The organism is Bacillus sp. AFS012607, from assembly GCF_002558005.1.
Taxonomy (GTDB): Bacteria; Bacillota; Bacilli; order Bacillales; family Bacillaceae_G; genus Bacillus_A; species Bacillus_A thuringiensis_S.
In genome coordinates this window covers 108,457-126,195 of record NZ_NTVM01000013.1, presented here as the reverse complement: position 1 = coordinate 126,195, position 17,739 = coordinate 108,457, and the positions used below count along the sequence as shown (strand labels likewise).

Sequence of the window (17,739 nt, the reverse complement as noted above, 5' to 3'; positions counted from 1 at the left end):
CCATATGCCATGGATTCCTTTTTATATATGAGTATTAAGCTAAATCAGCTGACACGAACATATCACTATTTTGAAGATTTTTAGAGCGTAAACTATAAGCAACTACCTTCTTTTTATATTGTTTTACAACATCAACATGCTCTTCATGACTGTAAATATAAAATGTGAAATCTTTTTTACCACGTTTTGCATTGATAATTAAAGGAGTGCCTTCATTATGGGGTGGTGCATAATAGCGATCTAAAAATAAACCTTCGTTAAAATCATGAATAATTTTTGATTTCTGTTCGCCTTCTACGTTATTTCCGTGAATTGTAATAGTCACATTCTCTTCTTCAAGTTTTGGATGTGTTTCGTACTTGCTAATAATGGATTCAATAACAGTGTTAGGAAGGCTAGAAACGATAATTTTAAATGCCCCAAATACAACTAACATTACAATAAACCAAGTCGTCATAGTAATCATCCCCTTTATTCTATTTAATAATATAACTCATATGGTAATAGTACATATGGTGAAGTTTTGTATAATTTGTGAAAAATATGCCATTTTTACGAATGAAATATTAGAAAAATCAATTTTGTTACAAAAAGTTGAAATTGAAGTATTTTAAAAGAAAAAGGTTTATAATAAAAATATAACTAATAACCACATTACTAATTATAAGGAAGTGTAACTATGAGTACTGTAGCAATCGTATATGGTATTATTCTTTCCACAATTATTGTTTTGTTTTTTGTTGGGGTTTCACGTTATATTCATAAATGGAAAGAAAGCGTTGCGAAATTAAATCACATTGAAGAAGAACTTAGTGATTTAATGTTACATCATGGTAAGTAAACATTTATTTTTTAACTAAACAATGTGAAGGATATCACAAAACATGCTTTCCTAATGAAGGCATGTTTTTTTGTTGTGTGAAAGTTAGACATATTCATGAGATTTTCCATACAATACAGTGTGAAATAAAAAAATGATTCTTTGCTTGTAGGAATATTTATTCGTTTTTGTATAATTTTGTAATTCGTTTCGGTATAATTATGATATAGAAGGAAATTTTTTAGAGGGGGTATATTGTGAACATATTAAAGATTATAGGAATAATTGCAGGAGTCATTATAGTAGCTGTTATAGCTTTCTTTGTTATTATGAATTACTATTTGTCAAAAGAAGATCCTGATTACGTATTAAAGTACATAAAAGAACATAAAGAAGATGAAACATGTTCATTACTTATTAAAAGAAATGGAGAAGTATTAACTTCTATAAATGAAAATAAAAAATTGCCATTAGCAAGTATGGCAAAAATCTTAATAGCAGTTGAATTTGCTAAGCAAGTTTCAGAAGGAAAAATAAGTCGTGATGAACAAATTTCATTGCACGAGCTAGAAAAATATTACGTTAAAGATACTGATGGTGGAGCACATCCTAACTGGTTAGAAGATGCCAAAGCGAGAGAATTAGTGAAAAATGGACAAATCGCTTTAGAAGAAGTCGCTAAAGGAATGATTCATTATAGTTCTAATGCAAATACAACATATTTGTTAGAAAAGCTTGGAATAGAAAGAGTAAATGAAAGTATAAAAGAGTTAGAGCTTACTAGTCATGATAAGTTCACTTCTTATACGGCTGCACTATATATGAGAGGATACGTAGAAAAAGAACTTCATGTGCCAGAAAATCAGTCATTAAAAACGTTACGTAACATGTCAAAAGATGAATATAATAAACATGTGTTACAAATACAGGAATGGATGAAAGATGAGGAAGAATGGAAAAAGCGGGATATTCCATTAAAAGTAGATATGGAATTTCAGCGAATTTGGTCAGATCGATTAGTGGGTGCAAACGCTAAAGATTATATGAGTATAATGGGAAAAATAAATAGTAGAAAGTATTTTCCAAAATCAATGCAGGAAGAAATCGAGAATATTTTCAAAGGAACAGTTAATAATAGTAAGTTAGAATTTGCGGGGCAAAAAGGTGGTTCTACCGCATTCGTATTGACAAAAAGCTTGTATACTACAGATAAGAAAGGGAATAAAGTAGAAGTTGTAATTATGTTTAACGATATAGAAGATCAAGTTGTATATCAAAAGCTGAGAAATAATATAAATTATTTTATTCAAGATGCTATAACAGATGAAGAGTTTAGAAATAAATTATAATGAAATAATTTTATTATGTAAACAACATGGTATTAAAGGTAGGTATTGAGATGAGGTTGAATGAGTATATGCTTGAAACGTTTCCGAATTTAGAACTTAGACCACCTCTATTTTATAATTGGGATATTGGTATTCGTTTTAGATTAGGTGTGGACTATGATTGTAATAACATTTATGAAAATTGTCTATATTTAGAAGGCGTTTATAAAAGGACGATTACTTTATTTCAGTCTTTACATTCAACAAAAGATGATATTTATATTGTAGTGGATGTAAATGACAATGCAAACGGTGAAACTTTCAAACAGAAATTGAATATCTTTTCTAAGTATGTCAAAGAGAAGTCCGATTTGTTTAAGTTACAGAAAAATACAATCCCTTATGTTTTTCCAGATGAAGATGGAGCATATAAAACACATAGATATACTTTGAAATGTGAAATCTCTGACTTTACATACATTCCTATGCTAAAAGCAATTTGTAATCAAGATATGGGAATAAAACCGAGTATTTTTCATAGGGTGTATTTTATAAATGTTAACAAGAATACTATATTTCACGTTTATGATGATAGAGGTTGTGATGTATTAGCTATCTCTCCTGATACAATTAGGGATATTTATAATACATATAATGATTGGATATTAGAATACGATAGAAATAAAATTGATAAAGTATTTAATTGGATGTAGTCTATTTTAATTGAGGGAAATACCATATGAGGTGTTTCCCTTTTATTAATATGAAAATCAACATTTAAATTTGACAGTACTTATAATAAAGGTAAAGGGATTTGATGGTAATGTATTGAATTTGGATAAAAACGGAAAAGGGAGATGAATAAATGACGACAATCTATTTCGTTCGCCATGCCCACTCTACATATACAAAAGAAGAAAGGGAACGACCTTTATCTGAAAAAGGGCACTGTGATGCAGAGAATGTAACGCATTTATTAAAAGATAAACATATTGATGTTGTTATTTCTAGTCCGTACAAAAGAGCGATCCAAACTGTACAAGGAATTGCGAATACATATAAATTATTAATACAAACAGAAGAAGATTTGCGTGAAAGATTATTGGGTACAGAGCCAGTAGCAGATTTTAATGTTGCTATGCAGAATGTGTGGAAAGATTGGAGTTTTGCATACGAAGGCGGAGAATCGAGTGATGTCGCACAAAGGCGCGCTGTAATATGTATGCAAAATATATTAAAACAATATGAAGGTAAGAACATTGTAATAGGTACGCATGGGAATATTATGGTATTACTAATGAATTATTTTAATTCGAAATATGATTTTGAGTTTTGGAAAACACTTCATATGCCTGATGTGTATAAATTAAATTTTGATAAAAATCGCTTCATTTCTGCTGAAAGAATAGAGAAAACAGGTCATCGGTTAAATATTTTGTAAAAGTTTATCAAAAAAAGAGGAAACAGAGAAGTTATTGTAGAAGTATGACTTTGTAACATAAAAAATATATGTTAAAGGAGGCTGTTTACATGTTTGAGAAAGAGAAAGAAGGGCTTATTGAAGTTCAAAACGTATATGAAATTGCACCAGAAGATGGAACAATTATTGGTATGGCAACGGAAGAAGAAATGGAAATTGCTGCTGAACTAGAGTTACAGTACTATGCTCATTCTCGTTTGTTAGAAGCAAATATTCAGTTAGACGGTTCCTCCTACAAAGAGTTACTTCAGGAGTTCCAGGAGTACGAAAGAAAATCAATGAGCTTTTGGCGAGCGATACATAAACGTTTAGCTGTGCCATGGGCGTGGGTACTACGTATTGATGTTGCGAATGGCCCTATATATGTAAGTAATGGTAGTTCATATTACGAAGAAATCGATGATGAAGAAGATTATGAATAGAAGATAAGTAAGGAAGCAGCTTTAGTTGCTTCCTTTTTTGATTTGTAAGAAATGAATTGCTTCAATAATAATATCTGGTCGATCATTTTCTATACCGTGACTAGCATGTTGGGCAAGAATATAGTGGCTGTTAGTTGAGAGGTGTAATTGTTCATGAATTAGTTCTTGCCACATTGCTTCAAGTTGTGTTGCTTCCTCTTTTGGCATGCCACCATTAGTCAATTGAGTAATAGAATATTGAGGATCTCTACCGATAACGATTAATGGTATTTCTAATGTTTTACATAGCTCTTTTAGTGAGAGAGCACAGTTTTTCCACTCAGATAGTTCAGAAGCTGTCGCTTTATATAATGAGGCGGAGGTAGAGAATTCAATTTGCTGTTTTGATTGATTGGCGAGCATAGATTTTAGTTCATTATAAAGTGTGTCTACATCCATTTTGGAATACATATTATATTTTTGAAACCAAACATCATCAGAATCAGTTTGATCAGAAATTGGTAAATGAAGTTCATCTAAACGGTGTAAGTTCATCGAAGTAGAATCAACTAAAATAAGTGCTTGCAGCTTATCTTCATGTAACATCGCAAAATGTTGTGCACATAATCCTCCGTAGGAATGACCGATTAGAATAAATGGCTCTTGAATAGCTAGTTTGTTTAGTAACATATGTAGCTCTTTTGTAACTTGCCTTATTGTACGCGGCTGATGGCCTACATCACTTTTTCCGTAACCTGGGCGATGGTATGAAACGACTGTAAAGTACTCTGAAAGCTTTTCTATAATAGGAAACCAATCATAAAATGAGCAACTCATTCCGGTTTGAATGACTACAGTTTGTTTACCACTTCCTTTTATATGTACTTCTATATTTTGCCCCATTATTTCTACAAGTTTATGAATGTTAATTCCTCCTAAGCTTGAAATAATTTTCGACAAGCAAAAACGATACACCAAACACCTATACCGAGTAGGACAGATGTACTAAGTGTAAATGAATTTTTTAAACCAATATAGACGATAAATAATAGTAGTGCTGATGCGGGGAATCCATATAATACCCCTAAAGCAAATTGACTTAATTCTTGTTTATTCCCGCCTTCGAATGAAATCCAAAATAGACTAAGTAAACTAACGAGTGGAAGGGCAGCAATAAAGCCACCTATCGTACTGAAATGTTTAGCAACTTCAGTGATAACGCCGATAATAAGTGCCGAAACGATTACTTTAACGAGGAAATGCATATTTTGCCTCCTTCGCTAATAACGAAAATGCTTTTTCAATTAATTGTTGTTCTTCTTTTGATAACTGTGATTCTAATATTTTTATCTTTTCTTTATCCAGTAAAGTATGTTTTTCTAATACTTCAATCCCTTCAATTGTTAATGTAAGGTTTACCACTCTTTCATCTTGTTTATTTCTCTCTTTAACGATGAAGCCCTTTTGAATAAGGCGCTTTATGTGTTCAGACGCTGTGTTATGAGAAAGACTAAGCTCAGTAGCGACTTTTCCAATTGTTATATCTTTCTCACGAGAAACGATTTGTAAAATACGAATTGCTTGGTGGGAAAGGTTGTCCTCGTATTCGTATCGTAAGTGATAATAAATGCTCTCCCAATGTTGATTAATGTTGTTCATAATAATAAATCCCCTTTTTATATCGTATAGTAAGATATATTCGTTATTTTAGAAATAAAATCCTTTTATTTGGATAAAAAATGTTGAAAAAGTTTATTTTTATTGAAATATAAGGTAATCTATGTGTAAAGGTATACATTTAGCAAGAGAGAGGATGATAGCTGTGAATACATTCAAATGGATTAGTCATGAACAGATGTATGTAGATGAAATACATGTTGAAAAATGTGGTCCTCTTTCAGTCGGCGTATATGGGGGGAATCAAGAGAGTGATGCATATGAACGAGGAGATGCGGTGCTTGCTTGGTGGGATCCTGAATTACAATTTGAATTTGTTATGATTTTTGATACACATCACAAAACAAAAAATATAGATTATATAATAGAAGCGATTTTGGCAAGAAAAGAAAAACTAAAAGAGTTATTCTCATATCCAATACATTTAGCTTTTCATCATACACATATGTACTTATTAGCGTTATTTACAGATGAGTTATTTATTAAAAAATGTGATCAAGATGATGAGGAACTCGCTTGCTTAATTTGTTTACGAAAAGGCGAATTTTTATATTGGTTATCAGTTGGTGATTGTTTCGCGTATTTATTCCATTCTGAGAAAACGAAAAATGGAAAAGGACGATTAAATAAACGGAAAAATTACGAATATATTGGTAGGAAAAATATTTTTGCAGCAAATACACCTTGCTTTACGTCAGGTGTAAGAGGATTAGAAAAAGGAATGAATCACATTGTAATGGCAACAGATGGTATTTTAGAGTGTGACAAACGAAGGTTTGATGATGATCAATCTTTAGTAGAAATATTACACGACGGAAGTTGCTTGCAGATTGAGCCCGTATTAACAAATGTATTGCAGTGGAAAGGTAGAGATTGTGCCACGATTATTGGATGGTCTATTGATACTGATAATAAACAATGTGCTAATTAATATAAAAGGAGTTCAAGGTTTTTATCCTTGAACTCTTTTTTGTTAAGCAATATGAATATGATATGTTTTCAACCATTCATTTACTTGTAGCATATACTCCATGGCACTTCTTGCCTCAAAATTGTTAATCTCTTTATTACTTTGATTAGCAATTGAAAGTAAGATGGAATGGTTAATAAGTGAGAAAATAGGATTGTTTTTATTGCTACACATATCAAGTGTTAAATTACGGATTGTTTGTAAGTAGTGTGGATCTTGTGAAGTTGGATAAGCACTTTTTCTTCTATTGCGTACATCGTCAGGTAAAGCTGGTTGTAGTGCTCTACGTAAAATGCCTTTTTCAATATTATCAATACTTTTTATGTTGAAAGGAACATTCCATAAATATTCAACTAATCTATAATCGCAAAACGGTACACGAACTTCAAAACCAACAGCCATACTCATACGATCTTTACGGTCAAGTAAGAAAGGAAGGAATCTCGTTAAAAATAAATAAAACATTTGGCGTTGTTTCGCGGATTTTTTACTTTCCCCTTCAAGAGTAGGTACTTCATGAACAGCTTCATGGAATCTTTTATTGATATAGTGTTCAGGATTACATTGCTTTGTTACTTCGTTTAATAATAGAGAAGATGTGTTTTTCCAGTTTGTTAACCATGGAAACTTATCTACATACAGTAGTTCTTCTTGATGAAACCAAGGATATCCCCCGAATACTTCATCAGCCGATTCACCAGATAAAGCTACGGTTGCATCTTTTTTCATTTCGCAAAATAGTAAATATAGTGAAGTTTCCATTTCGCCTGCACTTGGCAAATCTTTCGCATGGAGGGGAACGAATAAGTGATTTGCTAATTCTTCAGCATTCACAATAATGTCATGATGCGATGTCCCTACATGTTCGGAAACACGTTTTACCCAAGGAGCGTCTAAGCCAGTGCGAGCAAATGTCAGCTCGAAATCTTTGGCGCTATTTAAAAAGTCGATTGAATACGTGTGAAGTGTTTCGTGCTCCTCTGCAAATTCTTTACCTGCAAGTGCAGTAATACCGCTAGAGTCTAATCCGCCTGATAACATACAAACGAGAGGAACATCGGCAATTAATTGTCTTTTTACTGTATCTTGTAAAATAGATAAAATATGCGAAGATGTATCTTCTATAGAGTCTGTATGGATCTTACTTTCTAAATTCCAATACTTCGTAACTACTTTTTTATGACGTGTAAATGTTATAGAATGTCCAGCACGTACTTCTTGAATATGCTTAAACACACCACATCCTGGAGTGCGAAATAAGCCTAATCCAAATATTTCATTTATTCCATCCGCATCAATTTCAGCAGGGACAGATGGATGCGCTAATAATGCTTTAATTTCAGAGCCGAAAATAATACTGCCATTTCTTTCTGTAAAAAAGAGCGGTTTTACACCTAAATGATCTCGTGCTAAAAACAATTGTTGCTTCTGTTCATCCCATAATGCAAAAGCGAAAATTCCGTTTAAATGTCGTACGCAGTCTTCTTTCCATTCTAAATAAGCATGTAGTAATACTTCTGTATCTGAATGGGTTTCAAATGTATGACCACATTTTTGAAGTTGCTCTCTCAGTTCACGGAAATTATAAATTTCTCCATTATAAGTAAGAGCATACGTATAATCACCAGCACGAAATGTCTTCGGCTGCGTCCCGCCTTCTGGATCAATAACAATTAAACGTCGGTGTGCAAAGGCCGCGCGAGGTGAAAACCAAAATCCTTCAGCATCAGGACCACGATGCTGGATACTATTTGCCATCTTTTCTAAAATAACATGTTCATTGGAGAGATCCTTATTCCAATTTACCCAACCTGTAATTCCACACATACACATCTCATCTCCTAATTTTAAAAATATATTAATGAAATAAAATGTACACCAAATTAAAGAATGACTATATAAATAGTGTACTACATGAATTAAATTGTAGACTTGAGAAAATTTTCTTTGAACGCATAGTCATGTGAGACAATGGCTAAGGGGAAGTATTCCATTACATACAAAAAATAAAAAAGATGAGAGAAAAAATTTCTTCAGACGTTATATAGGGTGTAAAAGCTTTTACAAAACAATAAGGGGAATCGCTACATGAAATCAAATGAGAAAAATTTTATAAAAAGATTACAGCGGCAAAAAGAAGGCGCGTTAGAATTTGTTGTCGATACATACTTACCACTCATAAAGGGGATCACGCATAAAGTTCTACTTCCAATTCAAAATGATGGACTCATAGAGGAATGTATAAACGATATATTTCTTTCCATTTGGAATAACGCAAATAAATTCCATGGAGAGCCGAGTGATTTTAAAAAGTGGATTGCAGCGATTGCAAAGTTTAAAGCAATTGATTATTACCGAAAAGCGACTAAAAAAGTAGAAATTATTTCAGATGAGTTTCATATCAGTACAGAAAAATCAGCAGAAGACGAATTAATCGTTATGGAAGATAGGGAAGAATTATTGAAGCTCATTAATCAATTAGAACCGTTAGATCAAAAGGTATTCATTATGAAATATTTACTTGGTATGAAGACAGAGGAAATAGGTGACAAGTTAGGATTAACTCGGGCAGCAATTGATAATCGAGTGTACCGGGGGAAAAAGAAACTACAACAAAATGCTACGAAAATTAGTTTTGGAGGTAGTGCAATATGAAAGACATTTATGAACTATTAAATGATATTGATATAGATGAAAAAGAACTAGAGGAAATTGAGGCTTCTGAAATTGAAAAAGAAAAAGTGAAGCGTAATGTAAAACAATCGATACGTACGAAGAAAAAGATGAAAAGTTGGAAAAAAGGTGTCGCTGCTGCATCTATTTTAGTAGGACTATCAGTTGCAACACTTGGTATTGGTTTTCCAACCTATGCTGGAGGTCTTCCTATAGTAGGAGATATATTCCGATTTTTAGATAATGGTAGAACAGGGCTACATGAAAATTATAAAGAGTTTTCGACTGAATTGAATATGACGAGAGAGAGTAATGGGGTTAAGGTTACAATTAATGATGCTGTGTTTGATGGGAGAACTGTAACGATAACGTATTCTATCGAAAGTGAAAAAGATTTAGGAGAGCATCCGAGCATATTTGGTTCCCCGCAAGTAAGCATGTCTAATGGTGCGGCTGGAAGTTCTAAAACTACGAAAGTAGGAGATAAAAAATATGTAGGTATGACTACAACAAGTGATCTTGGTAGTAAAAGAATGGACGTTGCAAATGTTAGATGGAATATGGAATCAATTAATATGTACGAAGAAAAAAAATCAATAAAAGGGAATTGGAATTTTGCTCTTACTTTAAAGGCGATGGATAGTAAGGATATAAAAGTTAATGGGATTTCCGAAAAAGAAGGTATAAAAGTAAATATAGACAAAATGGAAGTAACACCTATGTCATTTATCGTTTTTTATAATCAGGAAGAATCTAAGGCATTAAGGCGCATATGGGATAGTGCAGATGTTGAGCTAGAAATAAAAGATGATTTAGGAAATCAATACGCTGGTGAAGGAAATGGCGGAACGGGTACAGTAGCAGAACCACATAAAAGTAGTTGGAGTACTACATTCCAAAAATTGAATAAAAATGCTACAAAGCTTATCGTTACGCCTCATGTGAATTTGCGAGTGCATACACCTGAAAATCATGGTGGAGTGGAGTATGTGAATGGAAAAGAGAAGAAAATTGAAGTGCCGAAAAAAGAAGCGAAGAGTAAAGATATTGTTCTAGATGATATCGTAATTGATTTAAAGAAATAGAAGAGAGACTGCCTAAAAACATTAGGCAGTCTCTCTTTTCGCTAAAAACTAGTTACGAGTAACGCATGTGGATGCTGCGTTTTATACTCATCTTTCCACGGAATGTTTAGTTGTTCCCACGATTCGCCGCTATCATTGGATTGAAACACGCCGTTGTTATTTAACGTGTAAAACGTATGTGGCTCTGCCTTGTTTGTCGCAAACATCGAAATGACTGTACCGATTGCGGATGGTAGTCCTTGTTGTACTTGCTGGAAAGGAGTATCTTTCGTTTTTCGATAAATATAAGATTCATAAGGAATATGGTGATGAGCGAGATCAGCACTCGGTGCAGCTGAAACGAGAATCGTATTGCAATCAGCGGGATCGATAGCCATGCTGTATAAATAATGATGTTCAAGTCCTTCACTGCATGAGATCCAGCTGTTTCCATTGTTATAACTTTCAAGATATGCACGATCAGGTCCGCCCATAAATCCGTCACCACATGATGCATAAAGGCGATTTGGTGCTTCAGGGTGCATAAGTAATTGATGAGCATCGATAGGGGCACCGAATTTTTTATCGATCCATGTATGCCCTTTATCATTACTTTGAATAACAGCACCAGCTTCGATTGAAACGTGTATTGTATTAGGGTTGTTTGGATCAACTGTAATCCAGCGTACGTGATGGGTAAAAGGTCTAGGCGGAAATGCCCACGTATAAGAAGATAATAATGATTTCATATTTTTAAGTTCAGTCCACGTTTCACCACCATTTTCAGAGCGGAATAAAGCGCTCGGTTCTGTGCCAACATAAACGACACCATATCCGTTAACTTGTTCATTTGAGCTTATTGTTATGGAAGTGATAGAGGAGTGCAAAATACCATCTTCTTTAGGAAAATCAAAGTAACGATAAGAATCTCCAATTGGTCTCCATGAATCCCCGCTATCGTCACTTAACCATAGACCTCGTCCAAATGTTCCGCAATATACACGATTTTTTTGAAATGGATCAACAGCGATACAGGTAGGTTGCATATTTTGTAAGTGGTAAGTCGTTTCATAGTCATCATATTGTTCTTTCACTACAACAAGTTCACGTTCCATACAGAGAAATAAACGTTTCATTTTAGTAACCTCCTTAAAAATTCTTTCATTAGTAAACAATATGAAAATAAAAAAGAAGTAGTCTTGTTTTATTTGAGAAAAAGGGATTGTTTAAAAAGAAGCGAAGTGTGTATACAGAGGAAGCGGGCGTTTACAATCAGTCAATTCGGGATAAAGATGGGGAGTTTGTTTCATACTAACATACAGATATTGTACTTAAAGGAGTATTCGTATGGGACATTCGCATGATCATGGTCATTCAAAAAATAAAAAGGCGTTACTAATTGCCTTCCTACTAACAACAAGTTTTATGATTGCAGAAGTTGTTGGTGGATTTGTAACAAATAGCTTAGCACTATTATCTGACGCGGGGCATATGTTAAGTGATGCGGTATCTTTAGCCTTAAGTTTACTTGCGTTTAAGCTCGGAGAAAAAACAGCAACAACTGCGAAAACATATGGATATAAGCGAGTCGAAATGTTAGCAGCATTATGTAACGGTGTCGTTCTTATTGTCATTTCGGTATACATTTTTATTGAAGCAATCCGCCGTTTTAAAGAACCAGTTGAGATTGCTAGTAATGGGATGCTCATTATTGCTGTACTTGGTCTGCTTATTAATATTTTATCAGCTTGGATATTAATGAGAGGCGGAGATGTGAAGGGGAACTTGAATTTAAGAAGTGCTTTCCTCCACGTATTAGGCGATCTATTAGGATCAGTCGGAGCGATTATTGCAGCGCTATGTATTAAATTTTTCGGATGGACGGTTGCTGATGCGATTGCTAGTATTCTTGTGTCTATTTTAGTCATTATTAGTGGATGGCGTGTAACACGTGATACCGTCCATATATTAATGGAAGGTGCACCCCAGCACATAAATGTTGAAGAGGTAAAAAGTACATTATTAAATATTACGGTTGTAAAAGAAGTTCATGATTTGCACATATGGTCTGTCACATCTGATTTTCAAGTATTAACTTGCCATTTGATTATTAAAGGTGATGAAACGCAAAATGTATTAAAAGAGGCTACGGATGTATTAAAGGAGAAGTTTCATGTAGAACATGTCACCATTCAAGTAGAAATAGATGGTGAATTTAATCATAGTGAGACAACCTGCAAAGTATGAAAGAAAAAGGATAAGAAAATGTGTCATAACATTTTTCGCACGGCATACATATATATAATGTGGCCACAAATACTTTGTCAGGTAAATATTTCATGAAATTACTTTACTTATAAAGAGTCATCTTTTATAATCAAAAGTGGTAATTGATAAAGATTATCATTTTCAATGATCGTGGAAAGGAGTTTTTTTAAAGATGAGTAGTCAACTCCGTTTTGCTGTTGAAAATCGTAAGAGGCATTTAATTGATGAGTTAATTGGAGCAGGTGTGTTTAAAATTCGTGACCGACAATTATACGAGCTGTCTTTAGAGGAATTAGAAAAAGAGTATGAAGATATTGAGGATTACGCAAATATTCAGGCATAGCACATAGATTAGTAAATAAGGAGCTGGTTACACTTTTGTGTAGCCAGCTTTATTATTTCATAGAAATCATTTTTTATATTTCTTTCATGGGACGGAGCCAGTTTTGAGACATCATTTGTTCCATTTGTTTTTCATCTTGTTTTTGTAGCGCTTGAATAATAGGGTGCTGTTCTTTAGAGGTTGTTTTTGTTAGCAGGATATCAAGAAGAAACGTTTGTTGGAGATAAAAATAAATTAGTGAAGCTTTCAGGAGCATTTTCTTATATAGTCGGAGTTGCTACTATAATATTACCGCTTGGCTTAGAAAAAATAGGTGATGTAGTTGGTAACATATATACTATATTAATTGTTTTAGGTACAGTTGTATTTATAATTAAAGCAAACCTATTAAATAAGAGTGCTATAAAATAAAAAGGCTTCATTCTACTGAAGCCTTTTATTAATTATTATGAAGTATAAGTAAAAGCCGGAATAGGATCAATAAATGTATTCCACTTTTGTTCCATTTCCTTTTCTGTTAATAGACAATCATCTAATGATTGTTCAATCACAGAACGATTCATATCAATACCGATAAATACGAGCTCAGTTATTCGATCTCCATATCGCTCGTCCCAGTTTTTTAATACTTCTGGTTCTTCTGCAATCATTTGATTTCTTTCAGTTTCAGGTAATGCGGCTATCCATTCACCGGCTCCTTGAATTGTAATAGAGGAACCTGCTTGAGATAGAAGCCCTATCATATTATTACGAGATGCGAGCCAGAAGAATCCTTTCGCTCTTACAACATCTAAAGGCCATTTTTCTAGCCAATTCATAAGGCGCTCGGGATGGAAAGGATATTTGCGACGGTAAACAAAGGAATTGATACCGTATTCTTCCGTTTCCGGTGTATGATGTTCACTATTTAATTCTTGTATCCAGCCGGCCGATTGACTGGCTTCTTCATAATTAAATAGATTTGTGTTTAAAATTTCTTGTAATGGTACTTTGCTAAACGAAGATTTAAGAACTTTTGCATTAGGATTTAATTTTTTTAGTAAATGATGAAGCTCTATCACATCTTCTTTTTCTAGCAAATCTATTTTATTAAGAATAATTACGTTTGCAAACTCAATTTGATCTATTAATAAATCAATAACTTCCCGGGTATCATTCTCATCGATTGCTTGTTTTCGGTCTAATAAACTTTCTCCATCTGCAAAATCATCCCAAAACCTATTTGCATCTACAACTGTAACCATCGTATCGAGGCGACAATTTCTCGTTAAATCAATGTTAAGAACTTCGTCTGTATAAGTAAACGTTTGAGCAACTGGAATAGGCTCACTTATACCAGAAGATTCAATAATAATATAGTCAATATCACCATTTTCAACAAGACGATCCACTTCTATCATTAAATCTTCTCGTAGTGTACAGCAGATGCAACCATTTTGAATTTCTACTAATTTCTCTTCCGTACGTGAAAAACCACCCTTTTTTATAAGAGATGCATCAATGTTTACTTCGCTCATATCATTAACGATAACAGCTACTTTTAAGTTGTTCTTATTAGTCAAAATGTGATGTAGTAAGGTAGTTTTTCCAGATCCTAAAAACCCACTTAATACAGTGATAGGTACTTTTTTCATGAAATGATCTCCCCTTAAATCGTAATGATTACGTTTTATATTAAACGATGGAAAAAGAAAAATCAATAATAAATCATAATGATTACGATTTGAGAATAGAAATAGACTATAAAATTTGTGCTGTAGTATGAAGCATTTGGACAAGCACATGTTTACATATAAATAAAATGGAGGCGAGAAGCTTGGTCTTTAATAGAGTTTCAAAAGAATTAGTAGGCATAGCTCTTATCGCTATGTTTCTCTTTTTATTATTTTTTGTAGATTTTACAAGTCTAGCAAATTTGCACAAAAATATACCACAGGAATGGTTGAATGTGAATACAGTATTTTTAAGTATCATTTTTGAAGCAATACCCTTTATTTTATTAGGGGTAATTGTTTCTTCATTTATTCAAGTGTTTGTGACGGAAGATATGATTCAAAAAGTAATGCCGAAATCTCCGATTGTTGCAATGATTCCAGCAGTATTTGTGGGAGTTCTTTTTCCAATGTGTGAATGTGTCATTATACCAATTGTAAGAAGGCTCATTCAAAAGGGGTTACCACTTCATGTAGGCATTGTTATTTTACTGAGTGCACCCATTATGAATCCAGTCGTTTTTTTATCTACTGTATATGCGTTTCAAAAAAATGATTATGTTGTATATGCACGCTTTGGGATAACAATTTTAGTTGCTCTATTCATAGGTCTAATTGTGTATTATTGCTATCGCGAAAGAAATGTTTTAAAAGACGTAGAGGTTTCAGTTCAAACAAGCAAAAAAAAGAGTTGGAAAGATGTTATGAATCACACTGTAGATGAGTTTTTTGATACTGGTAAGTATTTATTGATTGGTGCTTTTTTAGCAAGTGTATTTCAAACGTTTTTTGATCGGAATGTACTGGATGCAGTAGCACATAACGAAGTAATTGCCCCCTTTATTATGATGGGATTTGGTTATGTTTTATCAATTTGCTCTGCAGCCGATGCTTTTATAGCGGCATCTTTTGGACATGTTTTCTCAGTAAAGGCACTTCTCGCATTTCTTGTGTTTGGGCCGATGCTTGATATGAAAAATACGTTAATGCTATTTGCATATTTTCAAAAGAAATTTGTATTCTTTTTAATGGGAATTGTCATTGTATCTGTGTATACCATCCTGCAAATTATAATGTTATAGGAGGTGAGAAAGAATGGAGAAAGAGGAGCAGAAGGCATATCATCGCTATATTCGTGGTATTATTTTAATTGGTTTAGCAATGCTCTTATTTAAACTACTTGTAACAGGGAATATTTATAATTTTATCGCTCCAAAAATGATTAAATTTACGTATATAGCTTTTGTAGTGATTTTACTTCTTGGTTCTTTACAAGTTTGGAGAGATGGGAGAGAAAAAGAGGATGATTGTAATTGTTGTAAGCATCATACAGCATTAAAATCAGGGATGAAAAGTTTCTTTGTATATGTTTTATTTGTTGTTCCGATTATTAGTGCTTTTCTATTTGGAAATGTAACAATTGATGGAAGTTTAGCAGGAAAAAGGGGTATGAATCAAAGTGTACAGGCGAGAAGTATGGAAGGGAACGAAAAAGAGGGGAAACAGGATGATTTTGATGGGCGAGAGGTATTCGATGATCCAGATGAAACATCAAATTTATCAACGACTTATGAAACGGAAGAGCAAGTAGTAAAAAGTATGTTAGGACAGCATAAACTACAAGTAGAGGATAAGGATTATGTTCAAACAATGAGTATAATTGGTCAAGATGTAAAAGGGTTTAAAGGGAAAGAAATTATATTCTCAGGGTTTATATATAATGATAAGGATGTGACGGGTAATAAAGCAGTAGTGGCTCGATATGGCATAACTTGTTGTATTGCGGATGCATCAGTCTGGGGGATGATTGTTACCGGGCAAAATGTTGAAAAAATATCAGAAGAAACATGGGTGAAAATAACAGGATTATTAGATGAAACGACATATAAAGGAACAGTCTTTCCACTTGTAAAAGTAAACAAAATCGAGAAAATTAATAAGCCAACTGAACCATATGTATATGACGCTTTACCTCAATAGAAAAGAATAAATTCTTCATATTTTCATGAAATAGAATCATAATCAAGGCGATAAAAAAATAAAGATAAGAGTAATTTGGTTTGTTAAAAATATGTGCAGAAGGAGTTATGCGATGAACTGGGTTACTCATAAACCATCATTTGAATTTGAAACATTTAGTCCTATTATTCGGTCACAATCTGCGTGGAGTGGACATTTAGATTTTGCATATGACTTAGTAAGATTTGAAAAACCAGAAACTTTAGTTGAGTTAGGTACACATCTAGGTGCTTCTTTCTTCAGTTTTTGTCAGGGAGTAAAAGATGGAGGGTTATCGACTAAATGCTTTGCAGTAGATACTTGGGCTGGAGATGGGCATACAGGTCCATATGGAGAAGGGGTTTTTCAAATAGTAGAAAAAGTAGTGAGCGATAACTACCTTAATATAGGAAATTTAATTCGATCTACTTTTGATGATGCTGTAGACCGGTTTCAAGATGAAACGATAAATCTTTTGCATATTGATGGCTATCATACGTATGAAGCTGTTTCTCACGATTATAACACATGGCTACCGAAAGTCGCGAAAAACGGTATTGTATTATTTCATGATATTGAAGTTAGAAGTGGTGATTTCGGCGTATATCAGTTTTGGGATGAGGTAAAAGCGAAGTACCCGCATTTTCAATTTGCGCATTCATATGGACTGGGAGTGTTATTTCCGAAGGGTTGTAGTGATAAGTTTGAGGAAATACTTAAAAATAAAGAAGAAATACAAAATATGTATAAATAAAGATAGGGCATGCATCATTTTAATGATGTGTGCCCTATTTTTTGTGTAGAAAATAATGGTGTTAATTAAAAAGTGAAGATAGTTGTAAAAAGTTTTGTTGCAGCAAATATTAAAAAAGTTAGTATGGGATTGTTCTTTGTAAATAAAGTGAAGCTTTAATACGTTCATATCAATTCGGAATTTTACAGTAGTTAATTTCTTATCTAAGTGCTTTGCGCTTACTGAATTTTAAGGCGGAGGTCTTATTGGCC

The 17,739-nt window shown here is 33.4% G+C and carries 22 protein-coding genes and 1 pseudogene; 15 read left to right on the top strand and 8 right to left on the bottom strand.

Annotation, left to right across the window (positions count from 1 at the left end):
• Positions 1-34: 34 nt before the first annotated feature.
• Positions 35-457 (bottom strand): YfmQ family protein, encoded by a 423-nt coding sequence (locus CN409_RS17295; RefSeq protein WP_000214589.1) that lies wholly within the window; start codon positions 455-457, stop codon positions 35-37.
• A gap of 40 nt (positions 458-497) precedes the next feature.
• Here CN409_RS17295 and CN409_RS17290 point away from each other — a divergent pair, with 40 nt between their 5' ends.
• The 6 genes from CN409_RS17290 to CN409_RS17265 all read left to right on the top strand — a co-directional run bounded on the left by CN409_RS17290 (position 498) and on the right by CN409_RS17265 (position 4,050).
• Entirely contained in the window at positions 498-614 is a 117-nt protein-coding gene (locus CN409_RS17290) for a hypothetical protein (protein WP_002011946.1), read from the top strand.
• 65 nt (positions 615-679) lie between these two features.
• Positions 680-841: a hypothetical protein gene (locus CN409_RS17285; RefSeq protein WP_000108702.1), complete on the top strand. Its 162-nt coding sequence runs from the start codon at positions 680-682 to the stop codon at positions 839-841.
• 236 nt (positions 842-1,077) lie between these two features.
• A complete protein-coding gene (locus CN409_RS17280; protein WP_086389899.1) occupies positions 1,078-2,169 on the top strand; it encodes a serine hydrolase in 1,092 nt (363 codons plus the stop codon).
• 68 nt (positions 2,170-2,237) lie between these two features.
• Entirely contained in the window at positions 2,238-2,861 is a 624-nt protein-coding gene (locus CN409_RS17275) for a DUF3885 domain-containing protein (protein WP_103577597.1), read from the top strand.
• A gap of 152 nt (positions 2,862-3,013) precedes the next feature.
• Positions 3,014-3,589 (top strand): histidine phosphatase family protein, encoded by a 576-nt coding sequence (locus tag CN409_RS17270; RefSeq protein WP_097981817.1) that lies wholly within the window; start codon positions 3,014-3,016, stop codon positions 3,587-3,589.
• An 89-nt stretch (positions 3,590-3,678) separates the two neighbouring features.
• Complete coding sequence (locus tag CN409_RS17265) at positions 3,679-4,050, top strand: hypothetical protein (RefSeq protein WP_000461779.1); 372 nt, start codon at positions 3,679-3,681, stop codon at positions 4,048-4,050.
• Positions 4,051-4,071: 21 nt separating this feature from the next.
• On the opposite strand, the gene CN409_RS17260 is transcribed toward CN409_RS17265, so the two are convergent.
• The 3 genes from CN409_RS17260 to CN409_RS17250 are packed head-to-tail and all read right to left on the bottom strand — an operon-like array spanning position 4,072 to position 5,688.
• A complete protein-coding gene (locus CN409_RS17260; RefSeq protein ID WP_140161759.1) occupies positions 4,072-5,004 on the bottom strand; it encodes an alpha/beta fold hydrolase in 933 nt (310 codons plus the stop codon).
• Entirely contained in the window at positions 4,965-5,294 is a 330-nt protein-coding gene (locus CN409_RS17255; RefSeq protein WP_097981815.1) for a DUF3147 family protein, read from the bottom strand. The genes CN409_RS17260 and CN409_RS17255 overlap by 40 nt, the downstream gene beginning before the upstream one ends.
• Positions 5,278-5,688 carry a MarR family winged helix-turn-helix transcriptional regulator gene (locus CN409_RS17250; RefSeq protein WP_001059787.1) on the bottom strand — a complete coding sequence of 137 codons (411 nt, stop codon included), beginning with the start codon at positions 5,686-5,688 and terminating at the stop codon, positions 5,278-5,280. Before CN409_RS17250 ends, CN409_RS17255 begins: the two co-directional genes overlap by 17 nt.
• 121 nt (positions 5,689-5,809) lie before the next feature.
• On the opposite strand from CN409_RS17250, the gene CN409_RS17245 reads away from it, so the two are divergent.
• Positions 5,810-6,637: a PP2C family serine/threonine-protein phosphatase gene (locus tag CN409_RS17245; protein WP_097981814.1), complete on the top strand. Its 828-nt coding sequence runs from the start codon at positions 5,810-5,812 to the stop codon at positions 6,635-6,637.
• Positions 6,638-6,679: 42 nt separating this feature from the next.
• On the opposite strand, the gene asnB is transcribed toward CN409_RS17245, so the two are convergent.
• Positions 6,680-8,503, bottom strand: coding sequence for an asparagine synthase (glutamine-hydrolyzing) (gene asnB, locus CN409_RS17240; RefSeq protein ID WP_000334020.1), 1,824 nt, complete (start codon positions 8,501-8,503; stop codon positions 6,680-6,682).
• Between the two features lie 261 nt (positions 8,504-8,764).
• Here asnB and CN409_RS17235 point away from each other — a divergent pair, with 261 nt between their 5' ends.
• Together CN409_RS17235 and CN409_RS17230 are read left to right on the top strand one after the other, a co-directional pair.
• The gene (locus CN409_RS17235; RefSeq protein ID WP_000840029.1) at positions 8,765-9,331 is read left to right on the top strand and encodes a sigma-70 family RNA polymerase sigma factor; all 567 of its coding nucleotides are present in this window, start codon (positions 8,765-8,767) and stop codon (positions 9,329-9,331) included.
• Positions 9,328-10,434, top strand: a complete 1,107-nt coding sequence (locus CN409_RS17230) for a DUF4179 domain-containing protein (RefSeq protein WP_000653118.1) — start codon at positions 9,328-9,330, stop codon at positions 10,432-10,434. Before CN409_RS17235 ends, CN409_RS17230 begins: the two co-directional genes overlap by 4 nt.
• Before the next feature lie 41 nt (positions 10,435-10,475).
• On the opposite strand, the gene CN409_RS17225 is transcribed toward CN409_RS17230, so the two are convergent.
• Entirely contained in the window at positions 10,476-11,549 is a 1,074-nt protein-coding gene (locus tag CN409_RS17225; RefSeq protein ID WP_000825316.1) for a WD40/YVTN/BNR-like repeat-containing protein, read from the bottom strand.
• 211 nt (positions 11,550-11,760) lie between these two features.
• Between CN409_RS17225 and CN409_RS17220 the strand changes: the two genes are divergently transcribed.
• Complete coding sequence (locus CN409_RS17220) at positions 11,761-12,660, top strand: cation diffusion facilitator family transporter (protein WP_000510030.1); 900 nt, start codon at positions 11,761-11,763, stop codon at positions 12,658-12,660.
• 193 nt (positions 12,661-12,853) lie between these two features.
• Positions 12,854-13,024 (top strand): Fur-regulated basic protein FbpA, encoded by a 171-nt coding sequence (gene fbpA, locus CN409_RS17215; RefSeq protein ID WP_000098300.1) that lies wholly within the window; start codon positions 12,854-12,856, stop codon positions 13,022-13,024.
• A gap of 73 nt (positions 13,025-13,097) precedes the next feature.
• Here the strand turns inward: fbpA and CN409_RS17210 are convergent.
• Positions 13,098-13,196, bottom strand: a pseudogene (locus CN409_RS17210) (GntR family transcriptional regulator); the annotation flags it as partial.
• A gap of 8 nt (positions 13,197-13,204) precedes the next feature.
• Between CN409_RS17210 and CN409_RS17205 the strand changes: the two are divergent.
• Positions 13,205-13,435, top strand: a complete 231-nt coding sequence (locus CN409_RS17205; RefSeq protein ID WP_102981840.1) for a DUF3784 domain-containing protein — start codon at positions 13,205-13,207, stop codon at positions 13,433-13,435.
• A gap of 35 nt (positions 13,436-13,470) precedes the next feature.
• Here the strand turns inward: CN409_RS17205 and CN409_RS17200 are convergent, their stop codons facing one another.
• Positions 13,471-14,658 carry a GTP-binding protein gene (locus CN409_RS17200; protein ID WP_000757662.1) on the bottom strand — a complete coding sequence of 396 codons (1,188 nt, stop codon included), beginning with the start codon at positions 14,656-14,658 and terminating at the stop codon, positions 13,471-13,473.
• A 167-nt stretch (positions 14,659-14,825) separates the two neighbouring features.
• On the opposite strand from CN409_RS17200, the gene CN409_RS17190 reads away from it, so the two are divergent.
• The 3 genes from CN409_RS17190 (at position 14,826) to CN409_RS17180 (ending at position 17,488) form a co-directional block, all read left to right on the top strand.
• Entirely contained in the window at positions 14,826-15,818 is a 993-nt protein-coding gene (locus CN409_RS17190; RefSeq protein WP_003309320.1) for a permease, read from the top strand.
• A gap of 13 nt (positions 15,819-15,831) precedes the next feature.
• On the top strand, positions 15,832-16,716 hold the full coding sequence (locus CN409_RS17185) for a TIGR03943 family putative permease subunit (RefSeq protein ID WP_086402956.1): 885 nt from the start codon (positions 15,832-15,834) through the stop codon (positions 16,714-16,716).
• A 112-nt stretch (positions 16,717-16,828) separates the two neighbouring features.
• Positions 16,829-17,488, top strand: a complete 660-nt coding sequence (locus CN409_RS17180) for a class I SAM-dependent methyltransferase (protein ID WP_086402955.1) — start codon at positions 16,829-16,831, stop codon at positions 17,486-17,488.
• The last annotated feature ends 251 nt before the right edge of the window (positions 17,489-17,739 follow it).